This is a genomic window from Spirosoma luteolum (assembly GCF_054778875.1).
Genome location: NZ_BAAGZE010000023.1, coordinates 292995 through 318551, shown reverse-complemented (window position 1 = coordinate 318551; position 25557 = coordinate 292995). Strand labels below are relative to the sequence as shown.

Below are 25557 nucleotides of genomic sequence, written 5' to 3'. Positions count from 1 at the left end.
TTTTTGTAACTATGAAGTATCGTATCCATTGCCGCGCCCTGCTCCTGATCGCCGGGCTGGTATCCATAGCAGGCCTGTACGCGCAGACCCCCGGCGCACCGCCCGCCAGTCTGACCTATACGGCCTGGCTAACCGGCGATTCGGCCGATGTACAGCCCAGACCGCTGGGTGGGGTGCTGCTGGGGGGCGGCAGTACCGACGTACGCGAAGCTATGCAGTGGCTGCTGCAGCGGGCGGCCGGGGGCGACGTGGTGATTCTGCGGGCCAGCGGGCGCGACGGCTACAACGATTATCTCTTCCGGGAATTGGGTGTTCCGGTCAACTCGGTCGAGACGTTGCTGATCGACCGGCGGGAGCTGGCCAGTCATCCGGAGGTCGTAGCGAAAGTGCGCCGGGCTGAAGCCATTTTCCTGGCCGGGGGCGATCAGGGTAACTACACCCGGTTCTGGCGCGATACTCCCCTGTCGGCCGCTATCAACGAACGCATCCGGGCGGGGGCCGTGGTGGGCGGTACGAGCGCCGGCTGCGCTATTCTGGGCAATCCGTATTTTTCGGCCCGGCAGGGTACGATCCGCTCGGAAGAAGCGCTCGCCGATCCCTACGATGCGCGCATGGACGTGCAGACGGCCCCTTTCATTATCCAGCCACTGCTGGCGGGCGTGCTGACCGATATGCACTACAACAACCCCGACCGAAGCGGCCGTCACCTGGCGTTTCTGGCGCGGGCGCTGGCTGACGGACAACAGCAGGTGCGGGGCATCGGGATCGACGAAAAAACGGCGGTCTGCGTAGCGCCCGACGGGCAGACCCGCGTTTTTGGGCGTGGAACAGCCTGGTTTATGCACCCGGCAGGACCGCCGGAACAGTGCTGGCCGGGCAAACCGCTCCGCTGGCATCGTGGTGGTAAGGCCGTGGCGGTATTGGCCGTAACGGGGTCATCGACGGGTATGGCGGGTCCGCGCCTGGGCAGCAGCGACTTCGACGGTATGGAAACCACAACCTACTGGTCTGTTGTTGATGGACAGGTAATTAAACCCTGAGCCGATGTGGCCATCCAACGGCCAGGTTGATAACCACTACCCAGCAACAACGCCATGAACGTTCGCTTACTGTCTCTGCTTTCGATCTTTCTGCTGATCCTGGCCCCCCTGTGGCCGCTACGGGCGCAATACGTTACGGTGAGCCCCCGCGTCGACGATGTGAATGACGAGGATGTACGGATCCAGCGCGTCGAACTAACCAGAGACTACACGGCCGTTTACATGACGTTTCAGGCTCCGGCTGATCGTGCGCGTACTCGTCGGGCGCCATTTGGCATACCAATGCCAGGGCAGCGGCTGCCGGAAGACGATGTAGAGAGCACAATTGGGTTTCAGCCAACATCACGGTTGTATGTGAATCAGGGAGAGCGTTCCTATAAATTCATCCGGGCCGAGAACATACCCCTCGAAACGATTCGGGGCGTGGAGCCCGGCGAACGGGTCGATTTTGTCGCCTACTTTGAACGCATCGATCCGGGTTACACGGTTTTCGATCTGTTTGAGTGTCGCGACAGGGGAAAAACTCGTTGTTTTAATTTCTGGGGGGTGCACATCACGAACCCGAAGAAACGCGACACCTACGCGCAGCGGAAGCCGACCCCAACCGCGCCACCCAGGGCGCAGCCGCGCTATACGCCCCGCACCGCGCCCGGCATGGGTAAGCCGCAGCCTAAACCCGCTCCGGAACCCGTGCAGCCCCCGGCTCCGGCCGAACCCGCCCCTGAGGCTCTGGCCATCAATGGCGTAACGCGCGATGCCAAAACAAACAAGCTTATATCGGCCACGCTGACCTATCAGCTGCTGGCCGGTGCCGAAGCCGCCGGCGACAACCCGGCCGATTCACTGCAGAGCGGTACGCTGACGGGTGACTACCGGATTACCACGGATGTGCCGGGCCGGTACGTAGTGAAGGCAAGTCGGAAGGGCTATTTCTCGCAGACCGATACCATTCGCATCACCAACCGGCCCGTGGCGCGCGATTTCAACCTGGTTCCCATTGAAACGGGTGCCAAGGTGACGCTGAAGAATATCTACTTCAACGTGTCGCGTTTCGATCTGAAACCCGAATCGTTTCCCGAACTGGATCAGCTGGTAAGCCTCATGCAGACCAATCCAACCATGACCATCCGGCTCGAAGGACATACCGACACCGTGGGCGACTTCGACGCCAATGTCGAACTGTCGCGCAACCGGGTCAATGAAGTGAAGCGGTACCTGGTGGGCAAGGGCATCAGCGCCGGCCGCATCGACACCGTAGGCTACGGTCCCTCGCGCCCCATCAATACCAACCGAACGCTGAAAGAACGGCCCGAAAACCGCCGGGTCGAGCTGGTCATTACAAAAGCCTGAACAGTTGGGCCCGCTTTGTAGTCGTGGAGTAGATGCGGTCGGATGGCCGGGTCTACTCCACGTTTGCTTATGCACCCCGACTTCGATCTCGATACGGTACTCGACCGCGTTGCTGCGGCCGTAGCGCCCTTTCCCAAAGCGGCCATGTTCGATCTCTATGAACGCGGCTACAACACCCTGTTCGAGCAGCTGATTTCCTGCATCGTTTCCATCCGGACGCTCGACGAAACCACCATTCCGGTGTCGCTCCGGTTGTTTGCCCGGGCCCGTACGCCTGAACAGCTGCTGGCGCTCGACATTCCGACGTTGACCGAACTGCTCTACGGCACCACCTACCCCGATCAGAAAGCCTACACCATGCGGGGGATTGCCGAGCGCATCGTGCATGAATTTGGCGGCACCCTGCCCGCCGACTACGCCACGCTGACATCGCTGAAAGGGGTAGGCCCCAAATGCGCCAATCTGGCGCTGGGTGTGGCCACCGGGCAGGCTGCCATCAGTGTCGATGTGCATGTGCATCGGGTGGTCAACCGGTGGGGCTATGTGCACACCAGACAGCCCGAACAAACGCTGGTGGTGCTGGAAAAACAGGTGCCCCGGCCCCGCTGGGTCGATATAAACCGGCTGCTGATGCCTTTCGGCAAGCACATCTGCACCGGCACGCTGCCCCACTGCTCAATCTGCCCCGTTGCCGAGACTTGTGAGCGGGTGGGCGTTGAGCGGCATCGGTGACAGCAGCCGGGTCTGCCGTGGCGACTACACCTGCAGCAGGGTAAGCCAGGCCTCGTTTACCTTGTTCCCGGCCAGCAGCTGTCTGGCCCGCGCGTGGAGCAGATCGGGCAGGTATTGGCAGCCGTACCGGGCTTCGGCGAACAGCTCGTCCAGCACGCCCGACTGGCGGTAGCTAACGACCTCGTCGGCACTGGGCAGTGCCGGATAGCTGCCCAGCTTGCCCAGGTCGTTACCGGTCAGGATGGCGCTTTGCCGGATGGCTGCGGGCAGGGCATCGACGCCAATGCCGATTTGCGGACGGGCTACTTCAAAAAGCGCATTGCCACTGGCCCGAACGTACCAGTCGCCCCCAAGGCGGCCGATCAGGTCGAGTTTGTGGGGATCGATGGCGCCCTTCTCGTTGAAAATAGCCTCGTCGAAATGGCTTTGCACGATTTCGCAGATTACCAGGTTGCCGGCACCCGGATCGGTGCCGGTGACAATGATCTGGTTGACGATGCACTCGTACGATACGGGTGACTCACCCACGCGCGGAGGACGTACCTTGTCTGAAGCCACTTCGGTAAATCCCGCTTTGGCAAACTCATTGACCCCCCGTGGATAATCGGCACTGGCCAGCGACATCTGCTCGACCATGCCGTAGGTAACCACGCTGATCGTCACCTCTTGTATGTCGTTCAGATTATCGAGTGTGTTTTTGTGGGTGCCGTGCCGCGTTATTACGGGCGAAAACACCAGCGTGGGCGGGTTGGAGCCAAACACGTTGAAAAAACTGAACGGGCTCAGGTTGACCCGGCCGGCCGCGTCGATGGTGCTGGCAAAAGCGATGGGCCGGGGGCCAATGGAACTGTTGAGCAGGCGGTAAAAATCGGGCGCCGGCAACGTAGTCGGATCAATGTGTTTCATGGCAGACATGGCAGACGGGAAAGCAGGTGGCCGGTATGGCGTCAATCAGGATGCGGGCTGGATGGTTCCCCATACCTCGCCCAGCTGACGTTCGTAGTCGCCTGTCCGGCCCCACCCACGCAGGGTAACGGTGTCGCCATCCTGTAAAAATGTGCGGCTACGACCGGCGGGCAGGCCAACGGGGCGGGCACCGTTATGACTGAGTTCGAGCAACGACCCACAGCTGTCGGGCGTAGGACCCGAGATGGTGCCGGTAGCCAGCACGTCGCCAATGGATAGATTACAGCCATTGACCGTATGGTGAGCAATCAGCTGCGCAAACGACCAGTAGAGGTACCGGGCGTTGCTCTGACAGATGACGACGGGGGGCTCGGCACCGGTCTGCAGCAGTACCTGCAGGTTCAGATCGAAATGACCGGCCTGACCGGCCTGCAGGTAAGGCAGGGGGGGCGGGGCCTGTACCGGACCTGCTACCCGAAACGGCTCCAGTTCATCGAACGGTAACACCCAGGCCGACAGACTCGACGCAAAATTCTTGCCCAGAAAAGGCCCGAGCGGCTGGTACTCCCAGCGCTGAATATCGCGCGCCGACCAGTCGTTGAACAGCGTGAGGCCAAAAATATAATCTTCAGCCTCGATAAGGGGCACCGGCTGGCCCAGCGGGTTTGCTTTGCCAATAATCAGGCCCAGTTCCAGTTCAAAATCGAGTGTTCGGGTGGGGCCAAATACGGGCTGGCCGTCGGGGCCAAGGTAGGGCCCGTTTGGTCGCCGGACGGGCGTGCCCGATACGACAATCGACGAAGCCCGGCCGTGGTAGCCAACGGGCAGGTGGCGGTAGTTAGGCAGCAGCGGCTCGGCATCGGGCCGAAACAGCCGCCCCACGTTTTCGGCGTGGTGAATGCCGGCGTAAAAATCGGTGTAGTCGCCAATCCGGACGGGGCGGTGCAGGGTAGCGCGCGCGGCCTGAATCAGCACCTGGTCGTGTACCGACCGAAGTTCGGCTTCGTCGTTAGCCAGCAGTTGGTCGATGCGCTGGCGAACGGCCCGGTGAAGGGGCCGGCCCAAGGCAATAAACTCGTTGAGGGCATCCCGGGCAAACACCGTCGGGTCGATGCCGAGGTCGCGAAAAAAGCCGAGCAGCGCCACCGCTTCCAGATCGAGAATGAGGTCGCCGTGGCGAAAGCCTACGCGCGGGGCGGCAATGGCGTAACTGAAGATCCCGTACATGGGCGTCGTGGTTTAGCGATTGGGTTGATTCGGTAGTCGGGCCCGGGCCGCCTGCCTGGTCAACCGCCCGCGCTAGCCGCTGATGTTCTGATAGATCGAATCCATGATCTTCACGAAGTGCTGGTAATCGGCTTCGCTCAGGTCGCCCCAGCCTTTCCGGCGGATGGCCGACACCACGGGCAGGACTTCGCTGTGTTTGGCCTGGCCGGCTTCGGTCAGGAAAACCAGAAACTTCCGGCGGTCGGTATCCGTACTCCGGCGTTCGGTCAGGCCCTTCTGGCTGAGCAGGTCGATGATGCGCGTAACGGTAGGCGCATCTTTAACGGTTATCTCCGAGATGGTGTTCTGACTGATACCAGGATTACGGGCCAGATGATCGATGACCACCCACTGGTCGACGGTCAGATCGAAGCCGGCTTCGTTGAACTGCTTTTGCAGCGCATTCCGTATTTTCTTGATCGTGGTATCGATCTTAAAAAAGTAAGCCCGGGCGTCGGAAGGGTGGGTCATAGCGGAGGATAGGCGCGTAAGTCAACCGGCAAGTTAACGCCTAACCCTCAACTAACCAGCATGGCATCCAGCGTGGTTTCGATTTCAGGAATCGACCGGTACAGCTGGCCATACGACCCAATCACGAAATACTGCTCCTGGTAGCGATCGATGACGTAGGGCGTTCGCAGCAGCGTTTCGACCGAGTAGGGCAGCCGCCGAACCTCGTTGCTGTACAGGCTGTGGCCCGTTTCGCCCACCGACGACAGAATACCTCCGCCGTAAATGCGCAGGCCCTCGGGCTCCTGAATCAAACCAAACTCGACCGTGTACCAGTACAGCCGCGAAATCATGGCAATGGCTTCTTCGCTGTCGATGTGCCGCAGGGCAATCTGACTCAGGGCCGCCAGGAAATCGCAGAACGGCTGATTCGACAGCAGCGGTACGTGGCCAAACGTATCGTGAAACATATCGGGCTCGGGCAAGTAATCGAGCTGATCGCGCCGACGCAGCCAGGTGGTGGCCGGAAACTGCCGGTTGGCCATCAGCTCGAAAAACGATCGGTTGTCGATCAGCCCGTCCACCGCCGTCACGCGCCAGCCCGTCAGGTTGGCCAGCCGGGGGTTCAGGTCGCGTTCGAAATCAGGAATACGCGTCGCCCGAAAGCCGGTAGCCGCAATACCATCCAGATAAACCTGACTGGCTTTGCCGGGCAACTGGGCCATCTGGCGCCGGTACAGCATTGTCCAGACAGCCTGATCGTCGGGGGTATAGGTCGAATAGGATTGGATCATGGCGGGGAAACTGAAAAGTTGGGTGGTTGTTGAGTTGTAGGGTTGGATAGTCGTAGCGTTAGAAAGTTGTCGAGTAGGATAATTGGCTAGTTCTCGAGTTGGGCGGGGAGCGCTGTTGGGTAGCGTGATTACCTACCAACTTTATTGCCTGCCAGCGTTAGAGCACTATAACCCTCTAACTCGACAACTTTATAACTCTATAACCATCCAACCGCCCAACTCGCATCGTATTACAATGTTCCCCGCAGCGCCTGTTCGCGTTCGATGGCTTCGAAGAGGGCTTTGAAATTGCCCTTGCCGAACGACCGGGCGCCTTTGCGCTGGATGATCTCGAAAAACAGCGTGGGACGGGGGCAAACCGGCTTTGTGAAAATCTGCAGCAGGTAGCCCTCTTCGTCGCGGTCGACCAGTACGCCCAGCGAACGCAGCGTGTCGAGCTCCTCATCGATCGGGCCTACGCGCTCCGACAGCGTATCGTAGTAGGCCTGAGGCACCGTCAGAAACTCGACGCCACGGCTTTTAAGAGCCTGTACGGTGTCCACAATGTTGTCGGTAGCCACGGCAATGTGCTGCACGCCCGGTCCGCCGTAGAAATCGAGGTATTCTTCGATCTGCGACTTCTTCTTGCCCTCGGCGGGTTCGTTGATCGGGAATTTCACGCGTCCGTTACCGTTGCTCATCACTTTGCTCATCAGCGCCGTGTACTCGGTCGAGATGTCTTTATCGTCGAACGAGACCAGCTGCTGAAAGCCCATCACGTCGCGGTAAAAATCCATCCAGGGGTTCATCTCGTTCCAGCCCACATTGCCCACCATATGATCCACGAATTTCAGACCGGCGTCGGCCGGGCGGTAGGCGGGAGTCCAGGGCTGATAGCCAGGCAGGAAAATGCCCGTATAGTCGTTCCGCTCCACGAAAATATGCACCGTATCGCCGTAGGTGTGGATACCCGATCGCCACACGTAGCCAAAGTCGTCGGCTTCCCGAACGGGCTCCATAAACGGGCGGGCGCCCCGGCGCGTGGTTTCGGCAAAGGCCTGCCGCGCATCGTCGACCCACAGCGCCACCACCCGCACGCCATCGCCATGCTGGTCGATGTGTCGGCCCATGTCGGTATTGCCGTGCAGGGGCGAGGTAAGCACCAGCCGGATTTTGTCCTGCACCAGCACATACGATTCCCGGTCTTTCAGGCCCGTTGCCAGACCGGCGTGTGCCAGCGGCTGGAACCCGAAGGCGGTCTGAAAATAATGGGCCGACTGCCGGGCGTTGCCCACATATAGTTCGAGGTAATCGGTGCCGTTGAGCGGCAGAAAATCGGTGGTTTCGGGATGAAGTGTCTGAACAGATTCCATAGGGTATGACAACGCGCCTGTACGCGTCTGTTTTAAGGATATATCCGAAGTCGTGTTTGTTGTCTACTCGTCGAGCCACGATTGCCAGTACACGCCATCGTCGAGCGCTACGGCCTGTTCGGTCAGCATCAGCGGCCGGAACGTGTCGACCATAACCGCGTATTCGACTGTCTCGGTTTTGCCGATGCTGCGTTCCATGGCGCCCGGTGCCGGACCGTGCGGAATGCCGCCGGGGTGCAGCGTAATGTGGCCGGGTGCAATGTTGTTGCGGCTCATGAAATCGCCATCCACGTAGTAGATCACCTCGTCGGAGTCGATGTTCGAGTGGTTATAGGGCGCCGGAATCGCCAGGGGGTGGTAGTCGAACAGGCGCGGTACAAACGAACAGACAACGAACGTATCGGTCTGGAAGGTCTGGTGTACCGGTGGTGGCTGGTGTACCCGACCCGTAATCGGTTCGAAATTCTGGATATTGAACACGTAGGGGTAGTTGTAGCCATCCCAGCCCACCACGTCGAACGGATGACTGGCGTAGACCAGCGAATGCAGCGAGCCCTGCTTCTTGATCCTGATCAGAAAATCGCCCCGCTCGTCGTGGGTCTCCAGATTGGTCGGGCGCACCATGTCGCGCTCGCAGAAGGGTGAATGCTCCAGCAGTTGCCCAAACTGATTGCGGTAGCGCTTGGGGGTGTAAATGGGCGAATGCGATTCTACGTACAGCAGCCGGGTGCCCTCGGCGTTGGCGGGCGTGGGGTCGAACTCGATCTGGTAGATCACCCCGCGCGGAATCACCACGTAGTCGCCATAGCCAAACGGCAGGGTGCCAAACAGCGTACGCAACCGGCCCGATCCCCGGTGTACGAACAACAGTTCGTCGGCATCGGCATTCTTGTAGAAGTAGTCGGTCATCGACTGCCGGGGAGCGGCCAGCCCGACTGTCAGATCGTTGTTGACCAGCAGCGGAACCCGGCTAACCAGAAAGTCATCGGCTGGCGGCACCTGAAAGCCAAGCAGTTTGCGCGACAGCATATTTTTACCCACAGCCAACCGGGGTGTCATATCGATGCTATTGAGCACCTGCCGGACCATGGTGGGCCGGTGAACATGGTAGAGCAGCGACGACATACCGTCGAAGCCGATGGTGCCGAACAGTTGCTCGTAGTAGAGCCCCCCCGGTTCGCCGGAAGCGGTATCGGGCTTGCGGAACTGCGTGTGGCGTTTCGCCGGAATCTGTCCCAGGGTGTGATAGAACGGCATACGACGACGGGGAGTTGCCGCCGTACCGGGAGCCAGTGGCCCCCGGTAAAGCGGACGTTCGTTGATGAAGTGTAATTAGTTGTTTTAGCAACTATTGTTTTACGCACAATTATAAAGACAAATACTGTGAATTGTATAGTTTGGTGAAAAAATTTTACTGAACAGGGGGTTGGCGACAAGCCGCGGGATGTTTGGATCGGGCGTAGGTAGCCAAAAAGCTTTTTTTTACTTTTGGCCTGCCAACACGGCCCGCCCATTGCTCAATGGGCGGGCCCGTGCAACAGGCTTGATCTGAAACCAGGTATGAAACCAACCCTTCTGTTACTGGCCGCCGGTATGGGCAGCCGATACGGTGGCGTCAAGCAGCTCGACCAGTTCGGGCCTAACGGCGAAACCATCATGGATTACTCCCTGTTCGACGCGATTCGGGCGGGCTTCGGTAAAGTCGTTTTCATTATCCGCGAGGAACTGCGGGCCGATTTCGAGGAAATCTTTGCCCCTAAACTGCGCGGCAAAATCGACTTCGACTACGCCATTCAGGCCATCGATTCATACGTACCGGCCGAACTGGGCAAAGCGGTGCGCAGCAAACCCTGGGGCACGGGCCACGCCATGCTCTGCGCCTGGCCCCAGACCGAAACGCCCTTTGCCGTTATCAATGCCGACGATTTCTACGGTCCGGAAGCATTCCGGGTGCTGGGCGATTTCCTGCAGAACGATACTGACCCGGCTTTGCACGCCATGGTAGGCTACGAAGTGAAAAATACCCTGTCGGATTTTGGCTCGGTGTCGCGGGGCGTGTGCACTGTCGATGCGCAGGACAACCTGACCTCGGTGGTGGAGCGTACCAAGATCTACCGCAAAGACGCCGGACTGGGCGGCTCAGTTATTGGCTTTGAAGAAGGCGATACCTTCGAAACGCTGGACGCCGATACCCCCGTGTCGATGAATTTCTGGGGCTTTAAGCCGGCGGTGTTCCCCTTGCTGCAGGAACAGTTCGAAGACTATGCCCGGGCCAATTTCGATGCACCCAAGGCCGAGTTCTACATCCCCTCGGTTATGGAGAAGCTCATCCAGCGCGAGCAGGGCAGCTGCCGTGTGTTCCGCAGCCAGTCGGAGTGGTTTGGCGTTACCTATCCCGAAGACAAACCCACGGTACAGGCGTCGCTCAGGCGGCTGCACGAACAGGGCGTTTATCCGGAAAATCTCTGGCGCTAGGCCGTAGCGGCAAACAACACTAAAAAAGCGGGGATGGTGGCTGAAACACCGTAGCGATTTGCGTTACAGTGTTTCAGCCGCCATCCCCGCTGTCTTGTGTAGGTATCCGGTTCCGACAGGAATGACTGTCTAAATCGGTCTAGCTTTTACGATCGGGAAACTTCTCGACAATTTTCTCCACTTCCCGGGTCAGCTGGGCCGCAATCCGGGCCGGATCGCTGACGGCGTTCTGAATCGAGCCGCGCCATACGAGCCGACGGGTCCGGGCATCGACCATGTCGACGACCAGCGTACCAGCCTGGTAATCTTCCTTCACGTATTGCTGGCCACCCCAGCCCCACCACGATGGGCCCCAACCCTGGTAACCCCAGCGGCCCCAGCCCAGATAAGGCCCGTAATAAGGCGAGTTGGGCGTAGCGACCGTGCGCGTTTTATTCTCGACAAAAAAGTGGTAACCAACCAGCAGATCGGGCCGGCGACTGGCTACCTGCAGCCCTTTGTCGGTCAAGACTCTGGCCACCGTGTTTTCGACGTTTTCGGTCGCGATCTGATTGTAGTAAAGCGGGTTCTGACCAGCCTTCACGTCGGAGTCCATCCAGGCGAAGGTGCGGTATTTATTGAAGTTGACATTGTTGTTTTGGTCGACTGTTACGCGGGGCGAACAGGACACGAGGGCCAGCAATAAGCCACCCAGCAGCAATAAGCGATTCATACCAGTTGAGTTCATGTTGTTTACTGGTTATAAAACACTCGTTGCTCGGCAAAGGTTTGCTACGCCGGCCCGCGCACAAACCGGCTATAACGATGGGTGTTGCTGGTGCCAGCGGGTGGCCTGCTGGTAGGCGCCGGCCACGGCCAGTACGTCGCCCTCGGCAAAGAGTTGTCCCATAAACGTGATGCTCGATGGCGTTTTCTGCGCGTTGAAGCCATTGGGCAGCACCACGCAGGGGTGGCCGGTCAGGTTGGTCAGGGTCAGGTTGCCGCCCGCATACGTTGGGCTCACGTAAACCGACACACGTGCCTTCTTCAGCTGATCGGCCATGTCGTTGATGAGCTGGGTGCGGATGCGGTTGGCCTGAACGTACTCGACCGCCGGCACAAATCGCGACGACCGGAACTCGTTGGGCCAGGCGTTCTTCACCTGCCGTACCAGCTGATCGTCGCGGCCCGAGCGGGTCAGTTCGTCGAACGACGCGGCTGCTTCGACCCCTAGTATGTAGCCGATGCGGCCCGCCGGAATGCGCGCCGGTAGTTCGAGCGGTACCAGTTCGGCACCCAGCTGCCGCAGCGTCTGTAGGGTCAGTGAATCGGTGGCGCGGCCGGGGTAGTTGCTGGCAAACGCTTTGTGCAGGTAACCGATGCGCATACCTTTCAGCGACGTTCTGGGGGCGTAGCGAAACGGGGCCGCCATCACGGTTGCATCGTGCCCGTCGGGCCCCTGAATGGCGTTGAACACCAGCGCACAGTCGTTGACCGACCGGGTAATGGGTCCGATCTTGTCCATACTCCAGCTCAGGGCCATGGCACCGTGTCGGCTCACGCGGCCGAAGGTAGGCCGCAGGCCGGTGGTGCCGCAGACCGTCGAAGGCGATACGATGGAGCCCAGTGTTTCGGTGCCGATGGCGAAGGGCAGCAGCCCCGCCGATACGGCCGAGGCCGACCCCGCCGACGAGCCGCTGGAGCCCGTTTCGGGTTTCCAGGGGTTGCGGGTCATGCCGCCAAACCACACGTCGCCCCAGGCCAGCTCGCCCACCGACAGTTTGGCGCAGAGCACGGCCCCGGCGGTTTCGAGCTTCCGGATCACAGTAGCATCGGTGTCGATGGTCTGGTCTTTAAACGGTACCGACCCCCAGGTCGTCTTGTATCCCCGTTTGGCCAGCAGGTCTTTGGCGCCGTACGGAATACCGTGCAGCGGTCCCCGGTACCGGCCCGCCCTGATCTCGGCATCGGCCTGCCGCGCCTGCCGCAGGGCCAGCGTGTCGGTAAGCGTAATCACGCAGTGCAGTTTCGGGTCGTAGGTGCGCAGACGGTTCAGGAAAAAGTTGGTCAGTTCGACCGACGTGATCTGGCGCGTCCGGATCAGCTCGCTCAGCTGGGCTACCGTCAGAAAAGCCAGATCATTGGCGTTGCCGGGTCGTTTGACTCCCGTAGTTGCCGGCGCCGGCATCGACGAGGCCCCCGTGGGCATGATAAAGCCGGTAGGCAGGGGGTTGAAGAGCAGCGCCGGGGCAACGTCGTTGGTCAGTTCAACGTTCCGAACGGCTTCGTAGTCGGCCTTGAAGTCGTTCAGGTTTTCGAGGGCCGAGTCGCGTTCGGCGGTTGTAAAAGACAGGCCGATCAGCCGGGCGGCTACATCGGCCATCTCGCTCGTAACGGGCTGTTTCGGATCGTCGGGGGCGGTGATAAACGCACCGAGGGCGAAACTGCCCAGACAGGCCAGGGTCAGAAGGGTAGTCGTTTTTTTCATCGGGTAGTTTATTGATTGCCTGGAGGCAGGGTTAACAAGGTCTGGTGCAGCGCCCAGATCTGGGGGAGCAGCAGGGTGTGTTCGTCGTTTTGCAGCACAAAGTCGGCCAGTGACCGGCGGTCGGCGTCGCTTACCTGACTGGCCATGATCCGTTCGATGTCGGCGGGCGACCGGTGCGGGTCGCGCTGCCGGATGCGCGCTATGCGCAGGGCCAGGGGTGCTTCGACCACCACCACCCGGTCGATACCGGTGGCGGCACTGGCGGCTTTCATCAGGGCGGCTTCCTTCACCACGTAGGGAGCGCCGGTTTGCTGCGCCACCCAGTCTTCGGTGTCGAGCCGCACCCGGGGGTGGATAAGGCCATTGAGTTGCTGAAGCAGGGTTGCGTCCGAAAAAACCCGGCTGGCTACCCAGCTGCGGTTGTAGCGCCCCAGCGGGTCGTAGGCGTCGGTGCCCAGCAAGCGCTGAATATCTGCCTTCAGAATGGGGTCGTTTTCGGTAAGCCATTTGGCGCGGTCGTCGGCACTGTAGACGGGCACGCCGAGTGCGCCGAAAACGCGGCAGACAATGCTCTTGCCCGAGCCGATACCGCCCGTAACGCCAACGCGGAGAAGTGTATTCATGAAACGGAGCCCGGCCGTGTCGTGCCGGATGCTGAAAAGCCAGTTACCTTTGCTACTGGCTTAAAGGTACTAACGGCGTCGTGATTGACTGGTATTTAATCGATTTAATTGGTACGGGTGTTTTCGCCGTGTCGGGGGGGCTGTCGGCACTCAACAAGAAGATGTATCACGACCTGTTCGGCGTCTTCTTCGTGGGGTTTGTGACGGCGGTTGGGGGCGGTACCCTGCGCGACATGCTGCTGGACGCGCACCCAATTGCCTGGATTCGTGATCCGAATTACCTGCTCGTCATTATCGGGGGCGTAGGCGTAGCCGTTGGGGGCCGCCGATGGTGGCTCGGCACCCTGCGCCGGCCGCTGTTGCTGTTCGATACCATCGGCATCGGGCTCTACACCATCCTGGGCATGCAGAAAGCGCTGGCCTTCGCCGTCAACGACTGGGCTGCCATGCTGCTGGGCCTGATTTCAGCTATTTTCGGCGGGGTAATCCGCGATACACTGGTGAATGATCTGCCGTTGATTTTCGATCGGCAGGTCTATGCCACGGCCTGTCTGGTGGGTGCCACGCTGTTTCTGCTGGGCCGCTCGGCGGGGATCGATCCTACGCTCAACTTCTGGCTGTCGGCTGGCACCATCACCGTCATACGGCTGGTGGCGATCCGGCGGGGCTGGGCGTTACCCCGCATCGGTCAATAAGCCTACCGCACCGGAGCTGCCGCCGGCGACAGCAGCTGGCCCACTTCGAAGCTGACCACTACCCGGCTGGCCGAATAATGCAGCAATGGGTGGCGCAACAGGGCAAGCGGTACATCTTCGTCGTAATTGTCGGCTATGTTCTTGCGGGGAATCCGAACGGGCAGCGTGTCGGGCAACCCACGCACGAGCCGGCGTGGCCCGTCGACATCGATACGGTGGGGCGTCACGTTGATGATGCTCGACACGACGAAGCCGGGGGCCAGCCCGATGTGCAGGCTGTCGGGCCGAAGGTAGATGGTTTTATGAATGCGCTCGTCGAAGGCCAGATCGAGTGTGTCGGCCACCACGTAGTTGACCCGCAGTTTCTTGATCTGATCGGCCAGGGCGGCTGTGAGCGAGGCTGTGTTGATAACCGACGCCCGCAATGGGGCTTTCACGACGTAGTCGACCGGATCAGCGCGGAACGGGAGCAGCGAATGGCGCAGCAGCCCCCAGCCGTCGCCCGACACGTTGACGCGCACCGTGCGGGGCAGGGGCAGGGTTGGAATAAACGCCGACTCATCATACACGAAATGAATCGGATAATCGACATTGACCGAATAACCGGTTTTGTTGAGCGCATTGAGCAGCCAGAAGAGGGCTGCGGCCAGCACACAGAGCAGGGCTTTCGAGAGCCGGAACGACAGGGTATTCGGCGGGTTGGTCACCGGAAGCGCGTCAAGGAGTCTGAGACCTTATTTCTTTTCTTCGTCGGCAGGCTTGCCGGTGGCTTCGCGCGAGATGGCCGATTTTTCGAACGTCATCTTCACCCCTCGATCCACATCGAGCGTAACGGTAGCGGCATCGACCGAGGCAATGCGGCCGTGCAGGCCCCCAATGGTAACCACGTTATCACCCTTCTTGAGGTTCTCGACAAACGTTTTCTGATCCTTCTGTTTTTTCTGCTGCGGCCGGATCATGAAAAAGTAGAAGACGATAATGATACCGCCCCAGAGCAGGATGTTGGCCAGCATCGACGAGTTGCCGCCGGTGGGCATGAGTTGCAGGAGTAGTGCGTACATAGGAAGTGTGAGAATGATTATGGATTAGTAGGCTGGCGATTGGGGTTCACGAGCGCCTTGAACCGCAGCTCGGTCATGGCGGGTTCGGTGTTGGCAAAGACCGTTACGGTTTTGCTCTGCTCTCCGCTCTTGCCCCGGCTGTTAAACCGAACGCGGATCGACGAACTGGCGCCGGGGGCTACCGGCTCGCGGGGCCATTCGGGCGTGGTGCAGCCACACGAGGCCGTAATGTTGTTGATGATGAGCGGAAATTCGCCGGTGTTGGTAAAGCGAAAGACGTGTTCGACCGTGTCGCCTTCGGTCAGGGTACCGAAATCGTAGATGCCTGTTTCGGCAAACTGAATTCGGGGCATTTTGCCGGCTACCGTCGATTGGGCGGTTTCTGCCTGCTTCCGGTTGTCGCAGCTGAGCTGTGCGAACCCAAGGCCGGCCACGGCCAGCATCAGAAGCCAATTCGGTGCGCGCATTCCTGTAGGAGAGTGGTTGGTTCGGAAAACAAGTACGGGGCCGGCGGTTGGGCCGGCCCCGCGGGTAGCCTGGTATCAGGCGTTTTGTTGCTTGATCTGGGCCATCAGCCGGTCGACATCTTCCAGCAGCCGTTCGGCTTTCTCGCGGGCATCATTGACCACGCGTTCGCCTTCGTTGCGCGAATCGTTGGCGGGCAGCTCACTGGCATTGAGCAGATCCGTGATCATCATCTCGATCTGCTCCCGATATTTCGACAAGCGGTACGACAGCCGGTCGCGGGTTACCTTACCCCGATCGGGTGCGTACAGAAGACCAAAGGCAGTGCCGGTGGCGGCACCGATTAAAAGAAACGTTAAGTCGCGGCCTAGTCTGCTCATTTGACAAAAAGTTTTTTCGGTTTACAGTCTGTGGTTTTCCTACTAACGAACAGAAATCCCAAAGGTCATGCCGTAAACCCCAGAAACTAACAACTATTTATTGTCCAGCAACCCGCGTCCACTCTTACGCAGACGCCCCGAAGCCTGTAGTTTTTCGGAGAGGTTGTCCAGAATTCCGTTGACAAACTTACCGCTTTTGGGCGTACTGTAGGCTTTGGCCAGTTCGATATATTCGTTGATGGTAACCTTGATGGGGATGTTGGGGAAGTTAAGCAATTCACAAACAGCCAGTTTCAGGATGATCCGGTCGAGAATGGCCACGCGCTCTACATCCCAGTTCTGGAGCTGATCGGTCAGCAGCTGCTCGTAGTCGGCGTCGTTGAGCAGCGACTGCTGGTAGAGGGTCGTCAGAAAATGCTCGTCTTCCGGCCAGTCGTCGGTGAGGGGTTCGAGCTGCAGACCCGTTGGCCCCTGCGCCGATTTAAGCGTCCGGATAGCCAGCCCCCGTACCACTTCGCTGTTTTCGGCCCAGCTCAGGTCGATCTCGGCCAGGTGGTCGCGGATGATCTCGTTCTTAAAAATAAGGGTTCGCAGAATGTACTGCACCAGCGCCTGATCCTCGTCGGGGGTGTGTTGCTGCTGGCTGCAGTACGCGCGGTAAGTTTCGTCGGTTTTCAGGACTTCCTTGAGGGCTTTGCGCACAAAACCCATATCGTCGGTCCAGGAAATGCTGTGGCGCAGGGCTTCGTTCTGCAGGGCCTGATGATCGGCCAGTGCCTGCACAACGGTGTTGTTGCTCAGGTCGGAGTCGAACGGAAACGGTGCTTCGTCGACGTCGCGGTAGCGCCGGTCGCGGTCGGCCCGGGCGGCCTGGCCGAGGGCTACGAGCAGCGTCATCACGCGCAGATAGTCGTCGTAGATGCCGTTTACCTGCCGGATCATCATCTGCGCGAAATGCTGCTGGTCTTTTTTGGTGCGGCTGCGGTAAAAAAGCAGGCCGTCGTTGGCGGCTTTCAGTACGGGGCGGGGAGCCTCGTCGTCCTGAGCCGGCTGATCGGTCTTAACCGCTTCTTCGAAGAGGAGGCTGGCCAGCTGCCGGTTTCCTTCCAGCTGGCGCTTGTCCTGCGGCAGCATGGAGTTGAGATCGGGTTGAAATAAATCGGCAATACCATCGAGGGCCAATTGCTGATTAGAAAATTCGGCCTGCCGAAGCGCGTAAAGCGCCTGCATGACCTTGATCCGGAGTAGTCGCCGATTGAGCATACTGCCTGAAGTGATTAAGCTACCGATAAAGAAAAGAACGAATGCATCAGGCCGCAAAAGTACGAAATTCTTACCAGAATTTGACAGGGTGGCCGGATTGAGCGGATTTTATGGTTCTGCCTATGAGGGTGCTACGAGAAAGGAGCGCGCGGTTGCCGGGCAAACGGTGGCGGAAACGGGCCGTAAATCCTGTCAGCCTGTCGACTCGATCAACTGCAACTTTTCGGCGGGGGTGGGGGTTAAAAACAGGACGTCATCTGGTTCTCTGTGAAAGCACTTTCCTACCTCAACAAATACCTGCTCAAGTATAAATGGTACCTGATCTGGGGGACCGTGTTTACCATCGTATCCAACCTGTTCGGCATTTTTCCGGCGCAGCTGGTGCGGTATGCGCTCGATCTGGTGCGCGAAACGCTCGACGTCTACTACCTCTACGAACAGTCGCCCCTGCAGTCGGCGCTCTACGATGTATTTGCCTTTAGTCTGCTGCTCTTTGCGGGCGGCACGCTGGTGATGGCCCTGCTCAAAGGCTTTTTCCTGTTTCTGGTGCGGCAAACGCTGATCGTGATGTCGCGCCATATCGAGTACGATCTTAAAAACGAAATCTATAACCATTACCAGACGCTGCCGCTGAGCTTTTACCGGCAACAGAACACCGGCGACCTGATGGCCCGCATCTCGGAAGATGTGAGCAAGGTGCGCATGTACGTAGGCCCCAGCATCATGTACGGTCTCAACCTGATCGTACTGTTTATACTGGTCATCAGCTACATGGTCAGCATCAATGCCAGGCTGTCGGTCTATGTGCTGCTGCCGCTGCCTATCCTGTCGGTGCTGATCTATGTAGTCAACAACATTATCATCCAGCGGTCCGAAGAAATTCAGCGCAGCCTGTCGCGCTTGTCGACCTATGTGCAGGAAGCCTTTTCGGGTATTCGGGTACTCAAGGCCTTTGTTCAGGAAGCGAACTCGGCTGCGCGGTTTGAGAAGGAAAGCGACGAATACCGGGGTAAGTCACTGGAGCTGACGCGGGTCGATTCGCTGTTTTTTCCGATCGTAGCCATTCTGGTGGGTCTGAGCAACATTCTGGTGGTGTATATCGGCGGGCAGGAGATCATTGCCGGACGCCTGACACCGGGCAATATCACCGAGTTTATCCTGTACGTAAACATGCTCACTTGGCCCGTTATGGCCCTAGGCTGGACCACCAGTCAGACCCAGCGGGCGGCCGCGTCGCAGCAGCGTATCAACGAGTTCCTGCAGATCAAAACCGACATCGTTTCGACTAAAAACGTGCAGCAGCCGATTCGGGGCGAAATTGAGTTTCGGAACGTCCGCTTTGTGTATCCCGATTCGGGCATCGTAGCGATCAAGAACTTCTCGATGAAGGTGCGGGCTGGCGAGACGGTGGCCATTCTGGGTACGACGGGGTCGGGCAAAACCACGCTGGCCAACCTGCTGACCCGGATGTACGACGTATCGGCCGGGGAAGTCCGGATCGACGGGCTGCCCATCGCCGACTATAACCTGACGTCGCTGCGGGAGCAGATGGGCTACGTGCCGCAGGATGTGTTTCTATTTTCTGAAACGATCAGCAACAACGTTTGCTTTGGCAAGCCCGACCTGCCACAGGCGCGGGTGGAGCAGGCCGTGCGCGACGCCGACTTGTATCAGAACGTTGTCGACTTTCCCGAGGGATTCGAGACGCCGGTGGGCGAGCGGGGTGTTACGCTGTCGGGTGGGCAGAAACAGCGGCTGAGCATTGCCCGCGCCATTGCCCGCGACCCGCGCATTCTGATCCTCGACGACTGTCTGTCGGCGGTCGACACGAACACCGAGAACATCATCCTGAATAACCTCCGGCGCATCATGGCCGACCGTACGTCGGTGGTGATTTCGCACCGTGTATCCTCGGCCAAACTCGCCGACTACATCATCATGCTCGACGAAGGGGGCATTGTGGAAGAAGGTACCCAGGCTGAACTGATGGCCCGCAACGGTGCCTACCGCGAACTCTACGAGAAGCAACTCCAGACCGAAGAGGTGTAGGCGCTACGGCCCTGTCTGGGCGGGCGCTGTGTCAGTCAGTATCGAACCGGGCGAGCCGGTACTCCAGAAATTCCCGACGCGGTCGATAACTGGCCGGAACGGCAATGGGCTGGTGCTCGAACCGGCCGAAAAAAGACTCGTAAAACGCTTTCGGTGACTCGGTCTTCAGGCGTCGGCTAATCAGCAACCGGTAGTCGGTGTCGATGCAGATCAACCCTGTTTCATAAGCCCGGTCGTAGAGGGTCGACAGGCAGATGCCGTTTTCGGGGTTGAGCCGCTCCTGCTGATTACTGGCCCAGGGAAGGATATGGCCCGCTACGAGCAACTCGGGCTGGTCGATGCCCGAAATCGCGCATCGGCTACTGTAGGTTTTCAAAATCATTTGCCGAAAAACGGCCTGATTGACCCGGGCCCTGACCAGCCGGGTGCGCGTTTCGCCCTGTAGGCCTTCCAGGTCGAACAGTAGGTCCTGGTGGGTTTGTTCGACGGTCTGGTGCGTGTATCCGGCCAGAATCCGCTCGCTCTCAAAAACCAGCTCTTCCTTATTGTTTACAAACTCATTCCAGATCGGCTCTACCTGTTTGCGACCGCCATCCATACCCTTCACACCGCGCTGTTGATGATACGGGTCGACGCTGGCAAAATTGGTGAGCCGCATCGCCACGGAGTCGGGTGTCCGGCGGTCAAGAATAGACGCGAGTTTCTTGACTTCTGCGTTTCCTCTGTGCATCTGTCCGAAGGGGATTTTCAGGTACAGATTGAAGGCCAGAATAAGTTCGTCTCGTGTCCAGTTTGGGGATTTTGCCATGGGCAGTCAGCCGGTCTAGTCGCTTAAATAATCGCTTTAAAACCACTGCTTCACCCCGCCGTGCCGGGAGCAGGTGCCCCGGCGAGACTGGCTGTAGCTGTAGCTGCCGTCGCGGCATTCGGCAGTGGCATTGGCCGGCGGGACGCTGTAGAGCGTGGGGGCCTGTATCCGGTTGCCCCGGCTGTTGGTGTAGTAGTGAATGGAACCTCGGGCCACCCGTGCCGACCGGTGATACCGGTTTGCCGAGCGGGGATAGTGGGCCGGCGACTGGGCCGATACCTGATCGGCAAGTGGGCCCGCCAGGCTTAACAGCATCAGCAGAACGAAGCGCATAAACAGTGTTGAGTAGACTACAAAACTACGGTTTGTGCGGGAAAGGCTCGGTTTATTGACTGAGGGGCAAGCACGGATCCGCACGGCAGGGTCTGTTAGCATAGCTGCGATTTCTGCGCACGTGATTTAACCATTGGCGAAAAACCATCCGCATCCCGTGGAGACGCAAAATGTTGCGTCTCCACGGGATGCGCCAGCCAAGATGCATCGGCACACCTCTGAATCCAGTTGGTTTTCGGGAAACTACCCTCTCGGCTTTTACGTTGCTAGTAAGAATAAGCCAACCGCTCCGGCGGTACGACGCAGCGTGACGACTGAAGAAACAACCCAACTGAACGATATTGACCTGACGGGCTACGACCAGATCGAAGTACTGGGCGCCCGCGAACATAATCTGAAGAACATCGACGTTACGATTCCGCGCAATAAGCTCGTGGTCGTAACCGGCATCAGTGGCAGTGGTAAATCGTCGCTGGCTTTCGATACCATTTATGCCGAAGGGCAGCGACGGTATATGGAGAGTTTCTCGGCCTATGCCCGCTCGTTCATCGGCGACATGGAGCGACCCGACGTCGACAAGATCAATGGTCTGAGCCCGGTGATATCGATCGAGCAGAAAACGACCTCCAAAAACCCCCGTTCGACGGTGGGTACCACGACCGAGATTTACGATTTTCTGCGTCTGCTCTACGCCCGGGCCGGCGAAGCGTTTTCGTACGTGACGGGCCGCAAAATGGAACGGCAGTCGCAGGATCAGATCATCGACACCATTCTGCATCAGTACGACGGGCAGAAAACGACCCTCCTGGCACCGGTAATCCGGGGCCGTAAGGGGCACTACCGCGAACTGTTTGTGCAGATCGCCAAAACGGGCTACACCAAGGTGCGGGTCGATGGCGTGGTGCAGGACATTGTTCCCAAAATGCAGCTCGACCGCTATAAGATCCACGATATCGAAATCGTGATCGACCGGCTCGTGCCGCGCCCCGACGACCGCTACCGGCTCAGCCAGTCGGTGCAAACGGCCCTGAAGCAGGGAAAAGGGGCTATGCAACTGCTCGACAGCCAGGGGCAGCTGGTGTACTTCTCGCAAAACCTGATGGACCCCGAGTCGGGCATCAGCTACGACGAACCGTCGCCCAACTCCTTTTCGTTCAACTCGCCCTATGGCGCCTGTCCGGTCTGTAACGGGCTGGGCGTGATCGAAGAAATCACCGAAGAGTCGGTTATTCCCGATCGGTCGCTGAGCGTGAGTCGCGGGGCTATTGCGCCCCTGGGGGAGTACCGCGAACTCTGGATTTTCAAGGAAATCGAGGTGATCCTGAAAAAGTACAAGCTCAACCTCAGCTCGCCCGTCAGCAAGTATCCCGACGATCTGCTGTATGCGCTGATGTACGGTACGGAAGAAGATCCGGCCGATGTGCCCGCCAGTCGCAACCTGAAACGCAAACCCGATGCGGAACCTTATCCGTTCAAGTTCGAGGGTATTGTGAATTTTCTGAAGCGCCAGCAGGAAAACACGACCGACAAGATTCAGGAGTGGCTCAAAGACTTTATGGTCATTAGCCCCTGTCCGGAATGCCACGGGGCACGTCTGAAAAAAGAGTCGCTTTATTTCCGCATCGACGAGAAAAATATCTCCGAACTGGCCCGCATGGACATTTCGGAACTGACGACCTGGTTCGACGGACTCGAGAGTCGCCTGACCGATCGGCAGAACGTGATTGGAAAAGAGATACTGAAGGAGATTCGGAAACGAATCGGTTTCCTGCTCGACATCGGCCTCGACTACCTGACGCTCGATCGACCCCTGCGTACGCTGTCGGGGGGCGAAGCGCAACGCATCCGGCTGGCTACCCAGATCGGTACGCAGCTGGTCGGCGTACTCTACATCATGGATGAACCCAGCATTGGGCTGCATCAGCGCGACAACGTGAAGCTCATCGATTCGCTGAAAAACCTGCGCGATCTGGGCAACACGGTGCTGGTGGTCGAGCACGACAAAGACATGATGCTCGAGTCGGATTTTATTCTCGACATCGGCCCCGGCGCGGGGCGGCATGGCGGGCAGGTGGTCGGCATCGGCACCCCCGATGAGTTTATCCGGAACGGCAGTACCACGGCCGAATACCTGAGCGGCCGGCGGGCCATTGAGGTGCCGGCCGAACGGCGCAAGGGCAACGGCAAATTCCTGATCATTAAAAACGCCACGGGGCACAACCTCAAAAACGTAACGCTGAAACTCCCGCTGGGCCGCATGATCTCGATCACGGGCGTATCGGGCAGTGGCAAGTCGTCGCTGATCCACGAAACGCTGTTCCCGATCCTGAACCGCCATTTCTACAAGTCGAAGCGCGAGCCGCTGGCCTACAAAACGGTCGACGGGCTGGAGCACCTCGACAAAGTGATTGAAGTGGATCAGTCGCCTATCGGCCGTACCCCCCGTTCCAACCCGGCTACGTACACCGGCATGTTTTCCGACATTCGGTTGCTGTTTGCCGAGCTGCCCGAAGCCAAAATCCGGGGCTATAAACCCGGCCGTTTCTCGTTCAACGTGAAGGGCGGTCGTTGTGAAGACTGTGAAGGCGCAGGCATGAAAAAGGTAGAGATGGAATTTCTGCCCGACGTGCATGTGCTCTGCGAAACCTGCAAAGGCAAACGCTTCAACCGCGAAACGCTGGAAGTACGCTTCAAGGGAAAGTCCATTGCCGACGTGCTCGATATGACGGTCGAGCAGGGGCTGGAGTTCTTTGCCAGTCAGCCCAAGATTCTGCGAAAAATTCAGACGCTGAACGATGTGGGGCTGGGCTACATCACGCTGGGCCAGCACGCCACCACGCTGTCGGGGGGCGAAGCGCAGCGCGTGAAGCTGGCCGAGGAACTGTCGAAGAAAGACACGGGAAAAACGCTCTATATTCTCGATGAGCCCACCACGGGGCTGCATTTTCAGGATATCGCTCACCTGTTGAACGTGCTCAACAAACTGGCCGACAAAGGCAATACGGTGCTGATTATCGAACACAACCTCGATGTCATCAAAGTATCGGATCACCTGATCGATCTGGGGCCGGAAGGGGGTAACAAAGGCGGGCAGATCATTGCCGAAGGTACGCCCGAGAAGGTTGCCGAGGTGAAGGGCAGTTATACCGGTAAGTTTCTGAAGCTGGAACTGACCGGACATGGTGCCGCCTAATTGCGTATCTTGGCGGGCCGTCAATAACCCGGCAACTTTGCGTTATGCGTAACCCATTCTTCTACGTTGTTTTGCTGGTGCTGGTCGTTCTGGATGGCTGGCTCCTGGCACACCCCAACCTGATTGGCCGGGCTGGGGTGTTTTTTTTCGATTATACCTACCTCGAAACGTTTCCCAAAGCCCTTGCCACGGTAGCCGCCGTTACGGGCGTAGCGCTGCTGGTTGGCGGGCTGCTGAGCCGGCTGGGGCAGGCCGTGGCCATTGCGCTGACGGCTGCTCTGCTGGCCGCGTCGGTCTACTGGCTTATCAGCAGTTTCACCCAATACAATACGGGTGTTTATAAGCTCACGGGTGCCGGCTTCCGGGCGGGGGCTATTCTGCTCCCGGGCCTTATTACGCTCGTGTTTGGCGAAAAGCTCTACGGGGCCATCCGGGGCAAGGCAGTCCGTCGGTAAAGGGCTGCGCTGGCTTACCCGGCAACCGTCGGCCTGAACGTTATAACTCCTGCTACTATGTTTATCCCGAAGCGATGGCTGCTGCTGCTTGGTCTGGGCAGTCTGTTGCGGGGGGGCGTCGCGCAGACGCCCCCGACCGAGTCCCGACCAGCGGCCAGGGCGTATCTCCTGCGCCCCGACCGCGTGTTCGACGGCGAAACCATGCACGAAGGCTGGGTGGTGCGCGTCAACGGCGATCGGATCGATGCGGCTGGCCCGGCGGCCGGTATTCAGGCCAACGGAGCCGACGTGATTGACCTGCCCGGACAAACGCTGCTGCCCGGCCTTATTGAGGGCCATTCGCACCTGCTGCTGCATCCCTATAACGAAACATCGTGGGACGATCAGGTACTGCGCGAAGCCCGGTCCATGCGGGTAGCCCGCGCTACCGTTCATGCGCGCAACACACTGCTGGCTGGCTTTACCACGGTGCGCGATCTGGGTACCGAAGGCGCTGAATACGACGATGTGGGGCTGAAACAGGCCATCGAGCAGGGCATTATTCCCGGCCCGCGCATGGTGGTCGTGACTAAAGCGTTGATTGCTACCGGTAGTTACGGCCCCAGGCGATTCAGTCCCGACATCGACGTACCGCAGGGAGCCGAAGAAGCCGACGGACACGATGGTCTGATCCGGGCCGTACGGTCGCAGATTGGCAAAGGCGCCGATGCCATTAAGATTTACGCCGATTACCGCTGGGGGCTGATGGCCGAGGCTAAACCAACGTTCACCGTCGACGAGATCAAGCTCATCGTTGAGGTGGCCGGCAGCAGTGGCCGGGCGGTGGTTGCCCATGCTGCCACCGCCGAAGGCATGCGCCGGGCCATTCTGGGCGGTTGTACCACCATCGAGCACGGCGATGCCGGCACGCCCGAGATTTTTGCGCTCATGAAACAGCGCAACGTGGCCCTGTGCCCGACCCTGGCGGCCGGCGATGCCGTTAGTCAGTACCGGGGCTGGAAGAAAGGCCAGGAGCCCGAACCCGAGCGTATTCGCGAAAAACGGGTCACGTTTCGGCAGGCGCTCAGCGCGGGCGTAACCATCTGCGCCGGGGGCGATGTGGGCGTATTCAGCCACGGCGATAACGCCCGCGAACTGGTCATGATGGTCGACTACGGGATGAAGCCGCTCGACGTGCTCCGATCGGCTACATCGGTCAATGCCGATGTGTTCGGTCTGCGCGACCGGGGGCGGGTGCGGCCGGGCTTGCTCGCCGATCTGGTTGCAGTGGCCGGCAATCCGGCAGCGCAGATCGACGCGCTGCGGCAGGTGCGGCTTGTGCTGAAAGGAGGTATCCGTTACCAGCCCTGACGAAAACTTAATCGGGAACCACCGGGTTATTGGGTAGGGGCTCCCAAATG

General features: G+C 59.2%; 25 protein-coding genes. 9 read left to right on the top strand and 16 right to left on the bottom strand.

Translation table 11 applies throughout. The features are described 5' to 3' along the window. Window positions 1–11 precede the first annotated feature (11 nt). The 3 genes from ACYVAC_RS21590 (at window position 12) to ACYVAC_RS21580 (ending at window position 3122) form a co-directional block, all read left to right on the top strand. A complete protein-coding gene (locus tag ACYVAC_RS21590) occupies window positions 12–1040 on the top strand; it encodes a cyanophycinase (protein ID WP_461099893.1) in 1029 nt (342 codons plus the stop codon). Window positions 1041–1094: 54 nt separating this feature from the next. After that, window positions 1095–2390 (top strand): OmpA family protein, encoded by a 1296-nt coding sequence (locus ACYVAC_RS21585; RefSeq protein ID WP_461099892.1) that lies wholly within the window; start codon window positions 1095–1097, stop codon window positions 2388–2390. A 69-nt stretch (window positions 2391–2459) separates the two neighbouring features. Further along, window positions 2460–3122 carry an endonuclease III domain-containing protein gene (locus tag ACYVAC_RS21580; RefSeq protein WP_461099891.1) on the top strand — a complete coding sequence of 221 codons (663 nt, stop codon included), beginning with the start codon at window positions 2460–2462 and terminating at the stop codon, window positions 3120–3122. A 24-nt stretch (window positions 3123–3146) separates the two neighbouring features. On the opposite strand, the gene ACYVAC_RS21575 is transcribed toward ACYVAC_RS21580, so the two are convergent. The 6 genes from ACYVAC_RS21575 to ACYVAC_RS21550 all read right to left on the bottom strand — a co-directional run bounded on the left by ACYVAC_RS21575 (window position 3147) and on the right by ACYVAC_RS21550 (window position 9147). Continuing rightward, the gene (locus ACYVAC_RS21575) at window positions 3147–4028 is read right to left on the bottom strand and encodes a flavin reductase family protein (protein WP_461099890.1); all 882 of its coding nucleotides are present in this window, start codon (window positions 4026–4028) and stop codon (window positions 3147–3149) included. A gap of 45 nt (window positions 4029–4073) precedes the next feature. Beyond that, a complete protein-coding gene (fahA, locus tag ACYVAC_RS21570; protein ID WP_461099889.1) occupies window positions 4074–5255 on the bottom strand; it encodes a fumarylacetoacetase in 1182 nt (393 codons plus the stop codon). A gap of 72 nt (window positions 5256–5327) precedes the next feature. Then, window positions 5328–5765 carry a MarR family winged helix-turn-helix transcriptional regulator gene (locus ACYVAC_RS21565; RefSeq protein ID WP_461099888.1) on the bottom strand — a complete coding sequence of 146 codons (438 nt, stop codon included), beginning with the start codon at window positions 5763–5765 and terminating at the stop codon, window positions 5328–5330. Window positions 5766–5812: 47 nt separating this feature from the next. Next, entirely contained in the window at window positions 5813–6586 is a 774-nt protein-coding gene (locus tag ACYVAC_RS21560) for a phenylalanine 4-monooxygenase (protein WP_461100181.1), read from the bottom strand. 182 nt (window positions 6587–6768) lie between these two features. Beyond that, window positions 6769–7890: a 4-hydroxyphenylpyruvate dioxygenase gene (hppD, locus tag ACYVAC_RS21555; protein ID WP_461099887.1), complete on the bottom strand. Its 1122-nt coding sequence runs from the start codon at window positions 7888–7890 to the stop codon at window positions 6769–6771. A gap of 63 nt (window positions 7891–7953) precedes the next feature. Further along, on the bottom strand, window positions 7954–9147 hold the full coding sequence (locus ACYVAC_RS21550) for a homogentisate 1,2-dioxygenase (RefSeq protein ID WP_461099886.1): 1194 nt from the start codon (window positions 9145–9147) through the stop codon (window positions 7954–7956). Between the two features lie 303 nt (window positions 9148–9450). Here ACYVAC_RS21550 and ACYVAC_RS21545 point away from each other — a divergent pair, with 303 nt between their 5' ends. Next, window positions 9451–10365 (top strand): nucleotidyltransferase family protein, encoded by a 915-nt coding sequence (locus ACYVAC_RS21545; protein ID WP_461099885.1) that lies wholly within the window; start codon window positions 9451–9453, stop codon window positions 10363–10365. A 139-nt stretch (window positions 10366–10504) separates the two neighbouring features. Here ACYVAC_RS21545 and ACYVAC_RS21540 read toward each other — a convergent pair whose 3' ends face one another. From ACYVAC_RS21540 to coaE, 3 genes are all read right to left on the bottom strand, one after another. Continuing rightward, window positions 10505–11077: a DUF4136 domain-containing protein gene (locus ACYVAC_RS21540; RefSeq protein WP_461099884.1), complete on the bottom strand. Its 573-nt coding sequence runs from the start codon at window positions 11075–11077 to the stop codon at window positions 10505–10507. 84 nt (window positions 11078–11161) lie between these two features. Next, window positions 11162–12832 (bottom strand): amidase, encoded by a 1671-nt coding sequence (locus tag ACYVAC_RS21535; RefSeq protein WP_461099883.1) that lies wholly within the window; start codon window positions 12830–12832, stop codon window positions 11162–11164. An 8-nt stretch (window positions 12833–12840) separates the two neighbouring features. Further along, complete coding sequence (gene coaE, locus ACYVAC_RS21530) at window positions 12841–13455, bottom strand: dephospho-CoA kinase (protein ID WP_461099882.1); 615 nt, start codon at window positions 13453–13455, stop codon at window positions 12841–12843. Between the two features lie 80 nt (window positions 13456–13535). Between coaE and ACYVAC_RS21525 the strand changes: the two genes are divergently transcribed. Next, window positions 13536–14150 (top strand): trimeric intracellular cation channel family protein, encoded by a 615-nt coding sequence (locus tag ACYVAC_RS21525; protein ID WP_461099881.1) that lies wholly within the window; start codon window positions 13536–13538, stop codon window positions 14148–14150. A gap of 2 nt (window positions 14151–14152) precedes the next feature. Here ACYVAC_RS21525 and ACYVAC_RS21520 read toward each other — a convergent pair whose 3' ends face one another. The 5 genes from ACYVAC_RS21520 to nusB all read right to left on the bottom strand — a co-directional run bounded on the left by ACYVAC_RS21520 (window position 14153) and on the right by nusB (window position 17286). Continuing rightward, the gene (locus tag ACYVAC_RS21520; protein ID WP_461099880.1) at window positions 14153–14857 is read right to left on the bottom strand and encodes a YbbR-like domain-containing protein; all 705 of its coding nucleotides are present in this window, start codon (window positions 14855–14857) and stop codon (window positions 14153–14155) included. A 27-nt stretch (window positions 14858–14884) separates the two neighbouring features. Further along, window positions 14885–15211 (bottom strand): preprotein translocase subunit YajC, encoded by a 327-nt coding sequence (gene yajC, locus ACYVAC_RS21515; protein ID WP_461099879.1) that lies wholly within the window; start codon window positions 15209–15211, stop codon window positions 14885–14887. 17 nt (window positions 15212–15228) lie between these two features. Continuing rightward, the gene (locus tag ACYVAC_RS21510) at window positions 15229–15678 is read right to left on the bottom strand and encodes a DUF1573 domain-containing protein (protein WP_461099878.1); all 450 of its coding nucleotides are present in this window, start codon (window positions 15676–15678) and stop codon (window positions 15229–15231) included. A gap of 75 nt (window positions 15679–15753) precedes the next feature. Beyond that, complete coding sequence (locus tag ACYVAC_RS21505; protein WP_461099877.1) at window positions 15754–16056, bottom strand: YtxH domain-containing protein; 303 nt, start codon at window positions 16054–16056, stop codon at window positions 15754–15756. Between the two features lie 93 nt (window positions 16057–16149). Further along, on the bottom strand, window positions 16150–17286 hold the full coding sequence (gene nusB, locus ACYVAC_RS21500) for a transcription antitermination factor NusB (protein WP_461100180.1): 1137 nt from the start codon (window positions 17284–17286) through the stop codon (window positions 16150–16152). A gap of 300 nt (window positions 17287–17586) precedes the next feature. On the opposite strand from nusB, the gene ACYVAC_RS21495 reads away from it, so the two are divergent. Next, window positions 17587–19368: an ABC transporter ATP-binding protein gene (locus ACYVAC_RS21495; RefSeq protein ID WP_461099876.1), complete on the top strand. Its 1782-nt coding sequence runs from the start codon at window positions 17587–17589 to the stop codon at window positions 19366–19368. Window positions 19369–19399: 31 nt separating this feature from the next. Here the strand turns inward: ACYVAC_RS21495 and ACYVAC_RS21490 are convergent, their stop codons facing one another. Together ACYVAC_RS21490 and ACYVAC_RS21485 are read right to left on the bottom strand one after the other, a co-directional pair. Then, a complete protein-coding gene (locus ACYVAC_RS21490) occupies window positions 19400–20176 on the bottom strand; it encodes an HNH endonuclease (protein WP_461099875.1) in 777 nt (258 codons plus the stop codon). Window positions 20177–20212: 36 nt separating this feature from the next. Next, window positions 20213–20509: a DUF3761 domain-containing protein gene (locus ACYVAC_RS21485; RefSeq protein ID WP_461099874.1), complete on the bottom strand. Its 297-nt coding sequence runs from the start codon at window positions 20507–20509 to the stop codon at window positions 20213–20215. A gap of 307 nt (window positions 20510–20816) precedes the next feature. Between ACYVAC_RS21485 and uvrA the strand changes: the two genes are divergently transcribed. From uvrA to ACYVAC_RS21470, 3 genes are read left to right on the top strand one after another with little or no spacing between them, the layout of a single operon-like run. Continuing rightward, window positions 20817–23702, top strand: coding sequence for an excinuclease ABC subunit UvrA (gene uvrA / locus ACYVAC_RS21480; RefSeq protein WP_461099873.1), 2886 nt, complete (start codon window positions 20817–20819; stop codon window positions 23700–23702). Window positions 23703–23746: 44 nt separating this feature from the next. Then, the gene (locus ACYVAC_RS21475; RefSeq protein ID WP_461099872.1) at window positions 23747–24157 is read left to right on the top strand and encodes a hypothetical protein; all 411 of its coding nucleotides are present in this window, start codon (window positions 23747–23749) and stop codon (window positions 24155–24157) included. Window positions 24158–24214: 57 nt separating this feature from the next. Continuing rightward, window positions 24215–25507 (top strand): metal-dependent hydrolase family protein, encoded by a 1293-nt coding sequence (locus ACYVAC_RS21470; RefSeq protein WP_461099871.1) that lies wholly within the window; start codon window positions 24215–24217, stop codon window positions 25505–25507. The last annotated feature ends 50 nt before the right edge of the window (window positions 25508–25557 follow it).

Coding starts and splice junctions, on each gene's coding strand:
- ACYVAC_RS21535 (WP_461099883.1), bottom strand. CDS start 12,832: ATGAAAAAAACGACTACCCTTCTGACCCTGGCCTGTCTGGGCAGTTTC.
- hppD (WP_461099887.1), bottom strand. CDS start 7,890: ATGGAATCTGTTCAGACACTTCATCCCGAAACCACCGATTTTCTGCCG.
- ACYVAC_RS21580 (WP_461099891.1), top strand. CDS start 2,460: ATGCACCCCGACTTCGATCTCGATACGGTACTCGACCGCGTTGCTGCG.
- ACYVAC_RS21565 (WP_461099888.1), bottom strand. CDS start 5,765: ATGACCCACCCTTCCGACGCCCGGGCTTACTTTTTTAAGATCGATACC.
- yajC (WP_461099879.1), bottom strand. CDS start 15,211: ATGTACGCACTACTCCTGCAACTCATGCCCACCGGCGGCAACTCGTCG.
- ACYVAC_RS21590 (WP_461099893.1), top strand. CDS start 12: ATGAAGTATCGTATCCATTGCCGCGCCCTGCTCCTGATCGCCGGGCTG.
- nusB (WP_461100180.1), bottom strand. CDS start 17,286: ATGCAGGCGCTTTACGCGCTTCGGCAGGCCGAATTTTCTAATCAGCAA.
- ACYVAC_RS21585 (WP_461099892.1), top strand. CDS start 1,095: ATGAACGTTCGCTTACTGTCTCTGCTTTCGATCTTTCTGCTGATCCTG.
- coaE (WP_461099882.1), bottom strand. CDS start 13,455: ATGAATACACTTCTCCGCGTTGGCGTTACGGGCGGTATCGGCTCGGGC.
- ACYVAC_RS21475 (WP_461099872.1), top strand. CDS start 23,747: ATGCGTAACCCATTCTTCTACGTTGTTTTGCTGGTGCTGGTCGTTCTG.
- ACYVAC_RS21505 (WP_461099877.1), bottom strand. CDS start 16,056: ATGAGCAGACTAGGCCGCGACTTAACGTTTCTTTTAATCGGTGCCGCC.
- ACYVAC_RS21470 (WP_461099871.1), top strand. CDS start 24,215: ATGTTTATCCCGAAGCGATGGCTGCTGCTGCTTGGTCTGGGCAGTCTG.
- ACYVAC_RS21490 (WP_461099875.1), bottom strand. CDS start 20,176: ATGGCAAAATCCCCAAACTGGACACGAGACGAACTTATTCTGGCCTTC.
- ACYVAC_RS21540 (WP_461099884.1), bottom strand. CDS start 11,077: ATGAATCGCTTATTGCTGCTGGGTGGCTTATTGCTGGCCCTCGTGTCC.
- ACYVAC_RS21575 (WP_461099890.1), bottom strand. CDS start 4,028: ATGAAACACATTGATCCGACTACGTTGCCGGCGCCCGATTTTTACCGC.
- fahA (WP_461099889.1), bottom strand. CDS start 5,255: ATGTACGGGATCTTCAGTTACGCCATTGCCGCCCCGCGCGTAGGCTTT.
- ACYVAC_RS21550 (WP_461099886.1), bottom strand. CDS start 9,147: ATGCCGTTCTATCACACCCTGGGACAGATTCCGGCGAAACGCCACACG.
- ACYVAC_RS21510 (WP_461099878.1), bottom strand. CDS start 15,678: ATGCGCGCACCGAATTGGCTTCTGATGCTGGCCGTGGCCGGCCTTGGG.
- ACYVAC_RS21485 (WP_461099874.1), bottom strand. CDS start 20,509: ATGCGCTTCGTTCTGCTGATGCTGTTAAGCCTGGCGGGCCCACTTGCC.
- ACYVAC_RS21545 (WP_461099885.1), top strand. CDS start 9,451: ATGAAACCAACCCTTCTGTTACTGGCCGCCGGTATGGGCAGCCGATAC.